Genomic DNA, 15,141 nt, shown 5'->3' with positions numbered 1-15,141 from the left:
TTACAATTTTTAATAAGTTAATTTTCTTTTTTCCCTGGCAGTCTTTACCTCATCAACTTTATCGTGGTAGGATTTCGTGATCTTGACGCTTAAATCTATTTTATCTTCTTTACTAATGTTTCTTTGAGCTAGATTTTGAAATGCGTCTCTTAGCTTTGCATATTCTCTCTTTTCCTTATCATTTTTTTTTCTTTCGTTGCGATTGCTATCCTTTCCCTTATCAGCATCTTTTCGAAGTACATCTTCCAGGGTTCTCCTCAAGTCATTCGAGATCTGATTTTGTTTTTCGATGAGCTGATTTTGCTTATAGAATATCTCTTCAAACATTTCCATTTGTTTTTGGATATTTTCATTTTGCTCTATGATCCTTTCTGAAAATTGATCAATATTCACCTCTTTATCTTTTTTGGATTTTTGATCTTGTTTGGATGAAGAAGACTTATTGGCAGCCTTTTTCCTGCTTTCGGTTTTTTTCTCTTTTGATTCCATTTTCTTGAAATTTAAGTATGTTTAATTCATTGCTACTGAATATCCCAGCTTCAACATCCATTGCTCCTGCTGTTTATAGAGATTGTCGAGGTCACCTTTGCCCGTTCCAATCTTATAGGAGTTGAGGGCAAGCAACCTTATACATTCACTCCAAATCCACGCATGTGAGGTAAAGAGAGCAGGGCCGGCCAAAAATTCCAGTTTTTGCAGGGACTGCGGACTCACTCTTTCAGGTGGTATCAACTGGCTTAAAGTTCTGTTTCCAAACGCCTGCAATGGAAAATTCAGCACCAGATTCGCCACATCGGGAATGGCCTCTTTACAGAGTCTTATGAGCGGGATTGATGAGGAATGGGTGCGGTCAATGTCATACTCATTGCGAAATGCCTGCTCCATTTCATCCCAGGGTCCGGCACCAAAGCTTCTTCGGCAAAATTCAATATTGAGCAATACCCGTATATAAGAAATAGGATGGGGATCTCCTTCATTATAGTAGAACACGGCCTGCCTGGTGCTGCTTACCACATCGTGAAGGGCAGCGACAGAGCCAAAACCTGCATGAACAAAAGAAAATGCATCTGCCGCTATTTCACTGGCCCAGCCGGCAAAAGCCTCTCCAACCGCTCTCTGGTGGTTTATAAGCCTGCTCCTTAAAGCGTTGGCTAATTCCTCATTCCATCCCAGAATATGCGCTACCTGGTGCCCCGTCTCATGGATAATTGCTGTTGGCCGGAACAGGTTATGCTGTGTAATTTTTACGGCCGCAACTGGACTTATATTTCCATCCCACAGGCGTAATCCCGCTTTAAGGATGGAAGCTCCTGCTCCTTTATCGATATAGGTTAGAATAGGAGGAGTTTCTTTTCCCAGGGGCCTCAGGATCTCCTCCATACTTCTAGTACATAAAATATCGCAGGCCCTTAACAAAGCGGCAATTAAAGGCGTAGTACGGGAGTTAATTGCCACCGTATAGAACTGTATAGTCTCCTCGGCCCTCAAATACTTTTGCCTCAGTACCAACACTCCCTGTCTTAACGCACGCAGCCTTTCTGTATCGTTCCCACTATACTCCAATTCCTGCTTTAATTGATTACCCAGGGCAATTACCTGCTTCACGTTTTGTTGAAGGGAATTTTTAAGGAGTTGCCCAATTTTATAATCTGTTCCCTGCCAGGCCGTCTGCGATGCCAGATGATCCAGTGCAGACAGGCGCAGGATGGCCTGGTTCCAATGAGTGATCTGCCTGGAAAGATCTGTTCTTATTGAGTCTGTGACTAACATTAGGTCCTGTTTTAAATTTAACTGAATCTCTTCCCGGCGAGGGATTTTATTTCGGGAGTCGGGATATTGGGCAGGGCAAGGTCTGCAATGTTGCCAAGGCTAAGTTTTCCTTTAATGGCATTGATCACGGCCCTGATGGAAGACATTCCCGGAATATTTATAAAAATGATCTGCACAGTGACGCCGTCTTTTGGGGAAGCCTGGGCCGACTTGAATTCTGCCGTCCTTGCTTTAAAGTAATTCACCAGGGCTTTATATGCCATCTCGGTCACTTTCCTAATGATCTTTTCAATAATATCTGCCAGGACTTTTTTACCTGCACTCTTTGCCATACCGCCAACGGCTCTTCCTATTGCGGCAAACGGAGCAAACTGCTCTTCCTCGTCTGCATAATATTCCAGGTAAAGCTCGGGCATGGCTTCATGAATTATCTTAACCTTTGTATTAATGTTCTTTACAAGTATGCCGTGAAGTACCTTTCTCACAGAATACCTTATGCTCATGGAAGCGCCCAGGTAGTCATTTCTGTTGAGTTTCTCTACTACAGATTTTGCTTCCTCTTCACTGAAAAAGTAATTAAGCTGGATCTCTGAGCGTACAAAATTGATCACTCCCTGAATATCACTGGATCTACTGAGTTTTCGACCCCGCCCCGAACGGCCGCTTTCAAATTCCTTTTCAAAATTCTCTACAGGAGGCATGCGCAATGTCGCCCCCGGAATTTCCAGGAAGTAAAAACGCTGCCCCAGGGCTATTTTATATCTCCTGTTTTTAAACCGTGGATCTGTTGGTTTTCCTAAATGAGGTTCTTTCAGCAACATGAGGGATGCTTCGGGAGTTAAAGGATGCAACAGGGAAGAACCCGAAATTTGCGGGGAATTCATACCCGGCAGATTTTCATGTTTTGCGATCCTGTGCAGCCTGGTCCCATTTATAGCTTCATAAAGATGGACCTTTGCCCTGACAGGTTTTGTGAGATCCATTCCCAGTTTATCTTTAAGGAAGCTGGCCAGCGGAATTCCGCGGAAAGTACTCACGCTTGCAGCTGTTGTGGGATCTATCACAATGTCATAAACGTGGCTGAATTTTTTGTACATATAGCGGGAGCCTTTTCTGGGTTTTAATATCCAAATCCCGGGTTGTACCGTTTTTCTAAGCTGAGGCTTGATATATTTGGAAGGAAAATTATCTGCAACCGCTGTTTCAAAGGCGCTGAGCAATTGTAAGGTAAGCGCTTCGTTATCCTGAAGGTCTTCTTCCTTAAGATCTGTAAGGTTTTGAATGGTACCTTCTATGGTGTTAGCAATAGCTTCATAAGCCACGTCTGGAGAATCTTTTTCGTTCACCTCAAAACCAATAATGCCCATTCCTGCATCAATAATACTGGCCGCTAAAGGTTTAGCGACAGCTTCAGGGACATATTTAGCTACCAGTTTTGCAAGGAGACCGGCAAGAAAATTAATTACCCTTTGCCTGCCAATAATTCCAATGGCGACCTTTATTACAGGTTGTAAAGCCATAATTGCGGCAGGCAGGAAATGTTCAATGGCAGGAGCGGGGCTTTCTCCTTCACGAAGTTCCTTTAAATCTGTTATGAAACGCTGTCTTGCTTCTTCTAAGGAAGGAATGTTCGACACTCCTGCTTCATTGTCAAACTCCCTCTCTATGTTTGCAAATGAAGATTCATATTGCATAATCTCATTATCCATTTCAATTTCATGAGCAGTAAATAAGAGGTTGGCAATTTCATTATCGAATTCCATTTGAATGGCATCTATATCTCCGGCGGCAGTGTAATCGGTTTCAAAAGTTTCCAATTCTCCAGCTACTTCCATGGAAAGAAATTTTTTGGCAAGGGAACGGGCATGACGTTGCAGATTCTTAGGTAATTTTCCTATGGCGAATTGTAAGACCTTCTTTAAAAGTGGTCGCACCAAAGCTTTTAATTTTCGCAATACCAGGTTGATAGGCATGATCTTACCTACGGTACTTATTCCTTTTTTAGCGAGATTTATTCCTTTTTTTACAACCGATTTGGCTTTTTTAATGAGCCCTCCCAGAAAGTATTCCTGTGCAGGTGTAAACCTCCCGTGACCATATTCAAGGCTGGAGAAAAAATCTTCGACTTTGGTGTCTGAATGATCGGCCAGATCATTGCCCGAAAAATGTTCTATTAGTTTATCAAAAATAACTTCAGATTCCTGGACAAGGGGTTCTATATAAGCTTCTGCCTGCTGTGATGCAAAGGGAATATACCTGCTACCCATGGCAGCTTCATTTGAAATTTTGGAGATCCAGGTCTCTTCCAGTTCTCCGGCCATTTGGGAGATAGCATCAGAAAAATCTCTGTCATTCAATTCCCCCAACAGGTCAACATATTCTTCCGAAATAGGGGATAGGTCATTTCCCTGTTCCTGGTCGTCAAAAGTTTTTGTAAAGGGGCTTTCCATTTCTGGAATTACAAAATATTCACTTAATCCTTCACTTTGAGCGTGGTGGTGAGAATCATGTTCCTGCTCAATTGCTACATCATTAAACGGAGTTTCATACCCCGCCAGCTGTGCTGTATTTCCGTTAAATCTGTTAGAGTCCATAAGAGAAAGTTTTAGTTACTACAAGATCCTCTTAATTATCATCAATTGATATCCCCCAAAAGGGGGATTTTTTATTGGAGCAAAAGCCTGCTTATTTATCAAAGAAGGTGGTATGGTAATAACTGATAAGGGCTGCTGTATTTTTGCAATTAGTTTTTTGAAGGATGTTTTTGCGATGCGATTTTACCGTTTCGTAACTTATAAAAAGCCTGCAGGCAATTTCTTTGTTGGTGAGGCCCTGCATAAGTAAATTCATAACCTCTAACTCTCTTATGGACAGTTGGGAAGAAACCTGGGAGATCTTACCTGCCAGGAATTTTTTTAAAAGTAGTCTTACCCTGCCCGGGTCCCTTACCTCCACTACTAACGTAAGGGAAAGTTTTTCTCCATAGCTCCTTGTAAGACATAAAATTTCCTGGAGACGATATAATAATTGCTGCTCTGAATTCTGATCCCAGTTCTGTGCAAAATAAAAATCAATGATCTCTTCTTTCCTCTTTCTCTTGGGCCTTAGCGATATTTCCAGATCTGCAGACATTAGATTTCTATTAAAGTACTTATTAACAGTTATTTACGTCCTAAAAAATTAATAAATTTTTTGAAGCGATAGTGAAAAAATTTAATTTTTTTTAAGGCTGTAGGAGAGGAGGGAATTGTGATTTTCGGCAGGAAATATTCCGATAGCCGGGGTAGATAATTGACCGAAGACAAAAAACTGAAAGAGGCGAATAAAAAGTAGACATTTTTACCTTTCCGGCTTTTCATATTATTCTCAAGTCTCAGGTCGATCATCAGGTGGTTGGGATCAATACCTCCGGCATCAGGTTTTCGGGGGACGGTCACTTTTATTTCCTGCTCTACAGTTCTAATGCGTTGCATCCGGTGATGGAGTGGCTGGCCTTCTGCATATAAACCAATCTCCAGCCAAGGGTTCATCGGCACTTCAGTTTCTACACCCGTGCTGTCAAATCTAATCTTCTGAGCCTGCACCTGCAGGCTACTGTCACTCCGGGAAATCGTTTTCATAGAAGGCATGCTATTCAGATGCCTTTTTCAGGTTGCTGAGGGGTTTGGAGTAAACAGGGACAAGCCGTAAAACCCCATGGTAGGAGAGGCAGCTGTTTGAGAGGTAAGGCTTAACTCTTTCCCTTTACTTTCCAATACATATAGTCACTTTTCCCAATACATGAGGGGTGACGTTTGAAGGTACAAAAAGGTACATTAAATTGACAAGGGATTTAGCTATGAGATTTCCTAAAATTTTCAGTAATAAATTCACCTGTTAGTTCCCTTTCCTGCTGTTATCTGTAGCTTTTAAATTCTTACATTCGTTTTGATATAACGAGTTGGGCTTAATTATTAAAACCAAATTACAAGAAAGAATATGGATGAAGAATATGATTTTTCTGACTGTCCCGAACCAGAAAATTTCTTAAGTACGAGAGAACTACAAAAAATGTATTCTTATCAACCTTCACAAGAAGAATGTATCAATAATTATAAATATGGACAATGTGGTGGTTCTTGTAATAAAGATTTCCTTAATGAAATAACTCTCTATATTATTCTTGAACATCTTGACTCATTTGGCTTGCAGGAATACAAAACTGAAACTACAGAAGAAATCAATGGAGAAATAATAAAAATTACAAAAGCTATAAAAGGCTTTTATTATGACGAGAAAAAAGCTGTTGGAATAATCCATTCATCAACTAATTATAAACTACTACCCCAAAACCTTGTAGAAAAAATATCTGACTTAATAGAAGTTACACATTTGTACGAAGGTGAAAGTTATCTTTTAGCAAAAACAGAGGACAAAATATTTGGATTCAACATTAGAAACTATCAAAAAATTAAAGATGTAATCCAAACTATTGATTATGAATATGACTTGAGTATTGCCAAGAAATTAGTCTCGTCTGACGGAATAGTCTTAGTCTTAATTGGAGATGAGGGCACAAAATTTATCATTATGGGACTATTAGGGGAAGATTTTGAAAAAGAAGAAAGAGTGACCTTAAGTCAAAAAGTGGAAAGTTCGAAACCTTTCTTTGAATTTGAGCCATATACCAAGGTTGATTGGAGTCAATTAAAGGATACTAAAGGAACCACATTCGAAGGACTTTGTGAAGTACTTCTTCAAAATGAGAAAGGAATAATTGATGTTCAAACCATAGGAAAACCGAATGCCGCGGACAGAGGACGGGATTTTATAATCGTTCAAGAAGTATATAATATTTCGGGTAAAAAGGAAGAAAAATGGTTAGTACAATGTAAATTTTCAAAACACAGTATTTCCCCAGCGACTATAAGCGGATGGACAGATAGAGTCGTCGAGCATAATGTTGACGGCTATTGGTTAATGACAAACAATGATATAACACCGAGTTTATACGACCAGTTAAACGATTCAAATAAGAATGAAAAATTTAATATAAAAACTAAAATTTGGCCACGAAATAAGTTCGACATTCAATTTAATTTACAAAAAGAGCTATTTTCAAAAGAGTTCTTCAAGGAAAAATAACTAAGCCAACAACGCTAAAACTTAAGATGCTTAAATAGTTCTTGTATCGAAAGTCCGTGCTCCCAGGGAGCACTGTTTTTATACGGAACGTTGGCATCCATTATTGATTTATGATACATTTTACAGTTTTAATAATTACCAATACTAAAAGTGATCTTTCTAAATTGAAATTTCCTGAATTCGATATAGTAAATATTGGATCAGAAGATTTTAGAGTATTTCAAGAGAAAACTGGCCTTCAAGATTTCATTGATACAGAACATCCAGATTTTATTAAAAAAGAAAGGTTTGCAATAATTAATAAAGATCACACAAAGAAATTTGGGTCAAAGAAGATTTACGATTTATATAATTTTCTGCTATTAATGTTCCCGAGTAACTTAGCAGTAGAGTACATATTAGATTTTAATATTAAGGAAGAAAAGACCATTTTTAAAACGAGTACAAGTTTCGAACCTCGAGATGAACAAGATGAAAATTTCCTGATTTTCAACGAATTAAAAACTGAGGAAATAAATAAGTTTATTATAAACTATTATACATCCTATTTAGATATTGGATATTTAAAATCATCTATTCAAAATTTTGTAAGCTCGTTTGATAATCCTTACTACCATTTCTCTTACATTTCCTTCTGTATCAGTTTAGAAAGTGTGGTTAATGGTAACAGTGAATTGCTTTATAGGATTAGAAGAAATTTGGCTATTATTTGTGGAAAAGACGAAAAGACGAGCCAGACAATTTACAGAAACTTAAACAAAATATATAGTCTAAGAAGTAAGATTGTACACGGTTCTCCATTTTCAGATGATAAAGTATATGAATACATCAATTATCTTCAGTCAATAGTTTCAAAAATGATTATTGAGTTAATCATACATAAAATTCCAAAGCTCGATGATTTAAATTATAAATTAACCAGTTTAGGTTTTGGTGACAGAAATAAAATCTCGGAAAATTGGACAGAAACTCAAATTAACGACAATATAGAATCCGTAATATATGAAGAACTACAATGACGTATACCAACATCCGTTCACCGCAAATAGCAGGTATATATAGAAAAACTGTAATCTTAGAAACCAAGTAAGAAAAAGGTTAAGCCGACAATTCCGCATCCCTGCTCCCGCAACTTGCTGTAACCGGAACTGTTATATGCAACTTAAAAAAGCCAGCTAATAATTCAATAAAAAAAGAAAACATCAACAAAGCTTTTTTTACGTAATTATTTTTTCCGCTTTTATCATCGGTTGCAGTGAGTTAGTTAAACCTCAAGATGAACCAAACAATTTATTAGCTGTAGAGGAGATTAGAAAAGAGCCTAAGGTAAAAGAAGCAATTATAACGGACTCTAATGTTCTTTATGTAACAGTTGAAGATGATGGCACAAAACGGGACGGATATGCAAGTTACCTTTGCGAAATTCTGAATGAAAAAGAAGCCACAACTGATTGGGTGAAAGTTGTAAAAGTAAATTCAGCTAATGATCCAAGTGCTGATAATGCATACTGAGTTTTATGGGGTGAATCTCATTGTGGTAAATAAGGCTCATTATCACATTTTAAGAAACAATACTCAAACCTATCTTAATTCGAAAATTCTTAAAAAATTTCCTGCTTCTGATTTCCTGCGGAAGACAATGCTGGATGATAATGTCTGTGGTTTCATATGGGATGTTGTACAAAACATGTGAAAAAACTAATTTAGCTAAATGAAATACGTTTACCAGAAACAAATAGACGGATTAGAAACCTGTCCACCTGAGGAATATCATTCGAAAACCTGTAATTGTTTTAGATGGGTCTTTGAAAAAATGGATGACGAAAGAAATTTTCTTGCTCAAGCTGAGAAAAATCCTAAAAGCTTGAATGACAAAACTGATTTGCAAAAATGTGAAAATTACGCACTATCCTTTCATGATACAATCGAAAACAGTCAGGCGCATTTTATAAAACTAACTAAACGATTCAAAAACATAAAAAAACTTTTAGGCACACATATTGCCCAGGGTACTTTAAGGAAAAAAGATGGAGTAGGTGGACAAATTGAAAGAAATGGCCATTTTAATTTTCACCACACGGAAGAAAGCAACTTCAATAAGCGCTTTAAAATAATTCGTACATTACAATAATGGAAAATTTAGAAGGATATAAAATTCCAAAATTTAATTTGCACTTGACAAAAAGAGGCGATATAATATCTTTTGGAGGCCCTTTACTCTCTCATTTTTATGATGAAAATGGAATTAATTATCTGATGAATTGGGTTGATTGTGATGATAATCTGAATAGATGGCTATTATTTACGGTTGAAAAATTTTCTTTGTTTGAGTATTTTAAAAAGACTAAATCCTTAAAAAGCCTTATTAAAGATGCTAATGAAATTGTGTACTTTTTAGATTTAGATAGTGCAATCGAACCTAAACATATCACGATAACTTCAAAGTCTTCAATTCCGAAAGTATATTTGCCAGATAATGAATCATACTTCGACGAAGAAATTTCCACAATATATTCAAGAAATTTAAGAGAAGAAATATTGAATATTTATTCAAATTATAATTTAAAGAACGTCAAAACGAAACTTCGACATTATAATTTGTACAAGAATGATCTATCTTTTAAGCAAACATTGGATAAAAGAAATATTCGGAATACAATTATGGAAGTTGTCATTTTAAAGGCATCTGAAACACCTCTACGCATTTTGACTGATCATTATAAACATTTAAATAGTTTTGAACACATATTATCAAGAGCTGAAACAGCATATAGAGATCCTTTTGAGTTAGATGCCTATTTTTATGAATTAGACAATCTATTAAAGACAAAGGTTAAAACATCTCGAAATTACTCAACTAAGGCAGAAGCTAATTACCATATTAAAAATGTATTTGGAAATCTTGTCCAATGTGCTACTCGGGTTGTAGAAAGTAATCCGAAAAAGTATAATAAGTCCTTTCAAACTTGGAAGATTGACTTGAAAAATACAGATAGTGAATTATCTGATATAATTGAACATAATTCTGGGAAATAATTTTTTGCAAATTGTAAGATTTATTATTCTGTAATGTTCTCGACAGATAGTCTTTTCTTATTAATTTCAATACCCAACTAAGATCCCTCTTATAAACTCTTTGTAATAAATTTACGATAGGTTTGCTGCAAACATGGATGAGAAATATTTTTACTATATAATCGAAAATGTCTGCAAGGCTACCGGGCAAGAAAAATTAAAAGTTGGAATAAGAATTTTTATGGTCCCTGATTTTTATCCATCAATTCAAGAAGGAGAAGGTCCTTTTAAATCACTTCGAAACCTAAAGAGAAATTCTTTCATTTACAAGAAACTTATTTTAAAAGGTTCTAAGCAAGTACAAAAAGTTCTGAACAACATAACAGTTTCCGAAAAATTCATTTTAACTCCAGAAGGTAAAACATACAAAGATGACTTTATAAATGTTTATTTACACGTTACAAAAGGTCGAGTAAAAAATGGTAAGGTTTCAGGTTTGCATTTTTTTGATCCAGAAAAAATAAAAATTATAGAAGAGGAATACTTTGATAACGCAACCGGTGTTTTTAGAGCAAAAATTGAATTCTTTGATAAGAACACAAAGAGATGGATACCTAAAAAAGCATCCTCTACATTTTTTCCTAAAAATTGGTCGCCGACAAACCTTTTCGCAGAGTGTGATTTTGCAAATATGAATAAGGTGAAGAAGGTTGATTCAGAACATATTTATTTATCTAAAACTATGTCAGGTATTCAAGTTGAAATTGTTGTGAAAAATGGAAAATTGACATCGATTTATCCCTTAGTTTAATTCAGTAAGGGGATATAAAAAAATATAATCCTGATACTCCCTGTTAGAGTTTTCCTTAGATCCTTTCCTGTTTCACAAATTCTCTTTTGTAAAATTCATCTATTTCACTGCACAAAGCCATGGTGATTTTTTCTACATTTTCTGCAAATTTTGGGCTGTCGAACATTTCTTCATCAATGTAAGATCCCTTTGGAGCATATATTGTAAAATTTCTTCTGTAGTCACTGCAATAAGTTCTAAATGGATGAAACTTTTTCTCCGGCATATTTCTGTATTTTTCAAACAGTTTATTTAAAATACTGTCTGGATATTTCGGTAAAATGTCAATTCTATTAGAAAATACCACGTCTATTCCATCGTAAAAATCGGTACAAGTAGGGTCAGCTCCTTCGGAATTTTCTTTTACTCTAAAAGTTTTTGTCTTGAAGACTTTATTCAAATGGTCTGCATATTCATATGCAAGATCGAGGTCTGTCTTTATCACTTCAAAATCTAATTTGTTCTCAGATACCTTTTTCGAAGCAAATAACAATTCTGCACCAGACTTGATTTCGTTAATTTCCACCAAGCAGTCTCTCCGGGCCTCCTCATCCCACCATTCAATAAGATATCCTGCCTCTCTATTGAAAAATTGAGAATAATCATATAAGTTCATTGAACCTACTATAATATTCTCCTCGTTTAAATAGATTTTGGAATGTAAATTCGGGTGAGACATAAAGCTTATGCATTCTAACTGTTTCAGTCGTTCTATTTCTTCTGCACGTACTCCATCTTTCCTGCAAATAATCAGAATTTCAATTCCCCTACTATTGGCGTTTTCAATTAGTGAAAAAACCTCTTTCGACATTCTGATGTAAGGAACAACAAGAACTATTTCATTTTCTGCTTCAGATATTAAGCGGCTTAACTCGACTTTATATTTTTCTTTGTTTAAGAACATGGATTACCTCTTTCTTTTATAATTGGGGTGAAAAAATGAAAAACGGAAGGGTCGTTTTTTGATTGTACAATGTAGGAAAAATCGTGATTTATAAATCTTCTTAAAACCAGAATTTACAGCTTAAAGATGTTCCCTTTAGGATATGGAGTTAAAATGGCAACAGTAAATGGCCTATAAGTATTGTGTCTTCACAGGAAGCCCCTTAGTAATAAGCGAGAAGTTTCTTCCATTTCATTAAGATTTTTTTTAGATTTACTCTTTTAGACCTGTTTTGTTTTCCCTACACACAAAACAACCAACCTAACCCAATATTATGCTGGTAAACAATCAGGATCAACTGCTTTATGATGAGATTCTAAAGCTTATTAATAAAACTTCTTCGATATATTTAAGCTGTAACTACTTTACCTCATATGCTCTTTTTGACCTTCTTCCAGAGCTAAAACAGGCTAAGCAAATAAAATTTCTTCTGGACCTGAATGATGAAAACAATTTCGTCTTCATTAACAGTGCTGAAGAGAATAAGCTTAATTTAAAACTGGATCGCAAATTTAGGATCCAACAGGTTCTAAGTCTTATTGAGGACAAAATTCAAATTCGGGAAGGGGCAACCGGTAATCAAAATCTGCTGATTATTGAGAACGGGAATACCACTACTACGATTTGTTTTCAGCTCACTCCTTTAAATTTTGATAGTGTTAGCTTAGGGAAGCTAAATTCTGAAAAATCTATTTTTATTAATGCTTTTGAGGATCAGGGCCACCAATGGCTTAACCTCTTTAAAACTTCCTGGGAGAATAGTAAAACACTTTTAAACGATACCATAAACGAGAAACTTTCAAAGGGAATTAAAAACATTAATGGGGAAGCTTTGTATAAGTACTCCATGAGAGAAATTTTCCAGTACTCCACCATTAATGAGCGTGCAGATGAAAAGCTTCAAAAGGTGGGGTTTAAGGATTCTAAAGTCTGGAATCTTCTATACAACTTCCAGAAGGATGCAGTAATTGGTGCCATAGAGAAAATTGAAACTTATGGAGGATGTATTATAGCGGACAGTGTTGGTTTAGGAAAAACCTTTGAAGCCCTGGCGGTAATGAAGTATTACCAGCTTAGGAATGACAGAATTCTTGTTTTAACTCCAAAGAAGTTACGGGAGAACTGGACGGGATATCAACAAAATTATAAATGGAATGTCCTGTACGAGGACAGGTTAAACTATGACGTATTAAATCATACAGATCTATCCAGGGAAAGAGGTAAATCTGGTGATATCGACCTTGAATTGATCAACTGGGGGAATTATGATCTGGTGGTTATCGACGAATCCCACAACTTCCGAAACAACCCAAACAGGAGAGATACGATTACCAGGTATCAAAGGTTGATGGACGACGTAATAAAAAATAACATTAGAACAAAAGTTTTAATGCTTTCTGCTACTCCTGTCAATAATAGAATGAATGATCTTAAAAATCAGATTGCTTTTATTACGGAAGGAGATGATGAGGCTTTTTACTCCGAAGGCATAAATTCTGTTTCGCAGGTAATGAAAGATGCTCAGAGGAAGTTTACTCAATGGTTCAGGGATGGAGATCCAGATGATCTTGATGTAAATGATTTGATGCTTCATTTAGATGGGGGCTATTTCAAAATTCTGGATATGTTAACCATTGCCAGATCAAGAAAACATATTGAAAAATACTACGACACAACTGATATTGGAAAATTCCCGGAACGTCTCCTTCCTGTGACTATTACACCGGAAATCGATACTCACAATAAGTTCAAAGACATTGCTGAAATTTATGATGAGATAACTACTTTAACCCTGGCTTCCTATACTCCATTGGGTTATGTCAGAGCTGATAAAAGAGAGTATTACGAGGAGAAATACGATATGACTACCAAAATTGGTAGTATTTTCAAGCAGGTAGACAGGGATCAAAGTTTAATTTACTTGATGCGGGTGAATCTTCTAAAAAGGCTTGAAAGTTCCATTCATTCATTCAAATTAACAGTAGGAAAATTGCTTTCATTAATTGAGGCCAATCTTCGTTTAATTGAGACGCATAAAACGGGAACATTTGATCTTGATTTAAATATTACTGATGTTGATCTCGATGATACAGATCTGGAAGATTACCTGGTTGGTGGTAAGACAAAAGTTCTTATCCAAGATATAGACATCATTAAATGGAAGCAGGATCTAAAGCATGATAAGGAGGTACTCCAAAAATTAATGCAGAACATAAAACTTATTGATGTTCCCAGAGATGCTAAACTTCTTACCCTTAAAAATATACTTGATGAAAAGGTTAGAAAACCAATAAATCCAGGCAACAAGAAAATTATCATTTTTACTGCGTTTGCAGATACAGCTAATTACCTCTATGAACATCTGAAGGACTGGATTTATACAGAACATAAACTTTATAGTGCACTGATTACCGGTGGAGGAAAAAACACTTCTAATATGCCCGGCTGTCGAGCCGAATTGAATACAGTTCTAACTCACTTTTCTCCTGTTTCCAAGAATCGTGAAAATGTCTTCCCTGATGAAAAAAATCAAATAGACATAATGTTCTGTACCGATTGTATTTCGGAAGGACAGAACTTGCAGGATTGTGATTATTTAGTCAACTATGATATTCATTGGAATCCTGTTAGGATCATTCAAAGGTTTGGAAGAATAGATCGAATTGGGTCAACAAACCAAAGGATCCAGTTGGTTAACTTCTTTCCAAGCATGGAACTGGATAGCTTCATTGACCTGGTAGGGAAGGTACAGGGAAGAATGGTGATGCTTGATGTTTCGGCAACAGGGGAAGACAATATTATTCGCAAAAACAGCCGGGAAATGCAGGATCTCGACTATCGCAGAAGACAATTAAAGCAACTGCAAAACCAGGTACTGGATTTAGAAGATGTACAGGGTAATATCTCAATTACTGACATGACATTTAATGACTTTAAGATTGATTTGGAAAAAAGTACTGATGCAGAACTGGAAGAGTTGGAGGAAATTCCCTCCGCTTCTTATGCTATTGTACAATCTAATCTTGAACAGGTAAAACCGGGAGTTATTTTCTGCCTAAAGGAAACCGGCCCCATGAATAACCTTCGCCTGAAAAATAATATCCTATATCCATATTTTCTTGTATATATCAGTGAGGATGGCAGTGAAATGGTGAAGGCCTCCCTGACTAAAATTGCCTTAGACTACTTTAGGAAACTTTGCATGGGTAATGATAAAATTTTACCAAGCCTCATTGAAGCTTTTAATAAGGAGACCAGTTACAACAAAGACATGAAGACCTATGTGAAGTTGCTGAAAACTGCCATTGAAAATGTGGTTGGAGTCCAGGAGGAGGTAGGTTTGGATTCACTGGCAACTCCGGGAGGAACGACGATGATGAGTGATTCACTGAAGCAATCTGATAAAATTGAACTGGTAAGCTACCTAATCATCAAATAG

The 15,141-nt window shown here is 36.3% G+C and carries 12 protein-coding genes; 6 read left to right on the top strand and 6 right to left on the bottom strand.

Annotated features, from left to right (window positions below):
- Window positions 1-9: 9 nt before the first annotated feature.
- The 5 genes from OU683_RS10545 to OU683_RS10525 form a co-directional block, all read right to left on the bottom strand.
- The gene (locus OU683_RS10545; protein ID WP_268138008.1) at window positions 10-489 is read right to left on the bottom strand and encodes a hypothetical protein; all 480 of its coding nucleotides are present in this window, start codon (window positions 487-489) and stop codon (window positions 10-12) included.
- A 21-nt stretch (window positions 490-510) separates the two neighbouring features.
- Window positions 511-1,770, bottom strand: coding sequence for a hypothetical protein (locus tag OU683_RS10540; protein WP_268138006.1), 1,260 nt, complete (start codon window positions 1,768-1,770; stop codon window positions 511-513).
- A gap of 17 nt (window positions 1,771-1,787) precedes the next feature.
- Window positions 1,788-4,364: a hypothetical protein gene (locus OU683_RS10535; protein WP_268138004.1), complete on the bottom strand. Its 2,577-nt coding sequence runs from the start codon at window positions 4,362-4,364 to the stop codon at window positions 1,788-1,790.
- A gap of 91 nt (window positions 4,365-4,455) precedes the next feature.
- Window positions 4,456-4,902, bottom strand: coding sequence for a response regulator transcription factor (locus tag OU683_RS10530; protein ID WP_268138002.1), 447 nt, complete (start codon window positions 4,900-4,902; stop codon window positions 4,456-4,458).
- A 29-nt stretch (window positions 4,903-4,931) separates the two neighbouring features.
- Complete coding sequence (locus tag OU683_RS10525; protein WP_268138000.1) at window positions 4,932-5,390, bottom strand: hypothetical protein; 459 nt, start codon at window positions 5,388-5,390, stop codon at window positions 4,932-4,934.
- Window positions 5,391-5,748: 358 nt separating this feature from the next.
- Between OU683_RS10525 and OU683_RS10520 the strand changes: the two genes are divergently transcribed.
- From OU683_RS10520 to OU683_RS10500, 5 genes are all read left to right on the top strand, one after another.
- Complete coding sequence (locus OU683_RS10520) at window positions 5,749-6,894, top strand: restriction endonuclease (RefSeq protein WP_268137998.1); 1,146 nt, start codon at window positions 5,749-5,751, stop codon at window positions 6,892-6,894.
- 164 nt (window positions 6,895-7,058) lie between these two features.
- Entirely contained in the window at window positions 7,059-7,913 is an 855-nt protein-coding gene (locus OU683_RS10515; protein ID WP_268137996.1) for a HEPN domain-containing protein, read from the top strand.
- Window positions 7,914-8,605: 692 nt separating this feature from the next.
- A complete protein-coding gene (locus OU683_RS10510; RefSeq protein WP_268137994.1) occupies window positions 8,606-9,025 on the top strand; it encodes a hypothetical protein in 420 nt (139 codons plus the stop codon).
- Window positions 9,025-9,930, top strand: coding sequence for a hypothetical protein (locus OU683_RS10505; protein ID WP_268137992.1), 906 nt, complete (start codon window positions 9,025-9,027; stop codon window positions 9,928-9,930). The genes OU683_RS10510 and OU683_RS10505 overlap by 1 nt, the downstream gene beginning before the upstream one ends.
- Window positions 9,931-10,063: 133 nt before the next feature.
- The gene (locus OU683_RS10500; RefSeq protein WP_268137990.1) at window positions 10,064-10,720 is read left to right on the top strand and encodes an EndoU domain-containing protein; all 657 of its coding nucleotides are present in this window, start codon (window positions 10,064-10,066) and stop codon (window positions 10,718-10,720) included.
- A gap of 55 nt (window positions 10,721-10,775) precedes the next feature.
- Here the strand turns inward: OU683_RS10500 and OU683_RS10495 are convergent, their stop codons facing one another.
- Window positions 10,776-11,663 carry a phospholipase D-like domain-containing protein gene (locus tag OU683_RS10495; protein WP_268137988.1) on the bottom strand — a complete coding sequence of 296 codons (888 nt, stop codon included), beginning with the start codon at window positions 11,661-11,663 and terminating at the stop codon, window positions 10,776-10,778.
- A gap of 313 nt (window positions 11,664-11,976) precedes the next feature.
- On the opposite strand from OU683_RS10495, the gene OU683_RS10490 reads away from it, so the two are divergent.
- Window positions 11,977-15,141, top strand: a complete 3,165-nt coding sequence (locus tag OU683_RS10490) for a helicase-related protein (RefSeq protein ID WP_268137986.1) — start codon at window positions 11,977-11,979, stop codon at window positions 15,139-15,141.

This window comes from Salinimicrobium sp. TH3 (assembly GCF_026676115.1).
Taxonomy (GTDB): domain Bacteria; phylum Bacteroidota; class Bacteroidia; order Flavobacteriales; family Flavobacteriaceae; genus Salinimicrobium.
Note: the sequence above shows the minus strand (reverse complement) of the source record. Positions and strands in the feature narration are given on the sequence as shown.

Coding starts and splice junctions, on each gene's coding strand:
- OU683_RS10545 (WP_268138008.1), bottom strand. CDS start 489: ATGGAATCAAAAGAGAAAAAAACCGAAAGCAGGAAAAAGGCTGCCAAT.
- OU683_RS10540 (WP_268138006.1), bottom strand. CDS start 1,770: ATGTTAGTCACAGACTCAATAAGAACAGATCTTTCCAGGCAGATCACT.
- OU683_RS10535 (WP_268138004.1), bottom strand. CDS start 4,364: ATGGACTCTAACAGATTTAACGGAAATACAGCACAGCTGGCGGGGTAT.
- OU683_RS10530 (WP_268138002.1), bottom strand. CDS start 4,902: ATGTCTGCAGATCTGGAAATATCGCTAAGGCCCAAGAGAAAGAGGAAA.
- OU683_RS10525 (WP_268138000.1), bottom strand. CDS start 5,390: ATGAAAACGATTTCCCGGAGTGACAGTAGCCTGCAGGTGCAGGCTCAG.
- OU683_RS10520 (WP_268137998.1), top strand. CDS start 5,749: ATGGATGAAGAATATGATTTTTCTGACTGTCCCGAACCAGAAAATTTC.
- OU683_RS10510 (WP_268137994.1), top strand. CDS start 8,606: ATGAAATACGTTTACCAGAAACAAATAGACGGATTAGAAACCTGTCCA.
- OU683_RS10505 (WP_268137992.1), top strand. CDS start 9,025: ATGGAAAATTTAGAAGGATATAAAATTCCAAAATTTAATTTGCACTTG.
- OU683_RS10500 (WP_268137990.1), top strand. CDS start 10,064: ATGGATGAGAAATATTTTTACTATATAATCGAAAATGTCTGCAAGGCT.
- OU683_RS10495 (WP_268137988.1), bottom strand. CDS start 11,663: ATGTTCTTAAACAAAGAAAAATATAAAGTCGAGTTAAGCCGCTTAATA.
- OU683_RS10490 (WP_268137986.1), top strand. CDS start 11,977: ATGCTGGTAAACAATCAGGATCAACTGCTTTATGATGAGATTCTAAAG.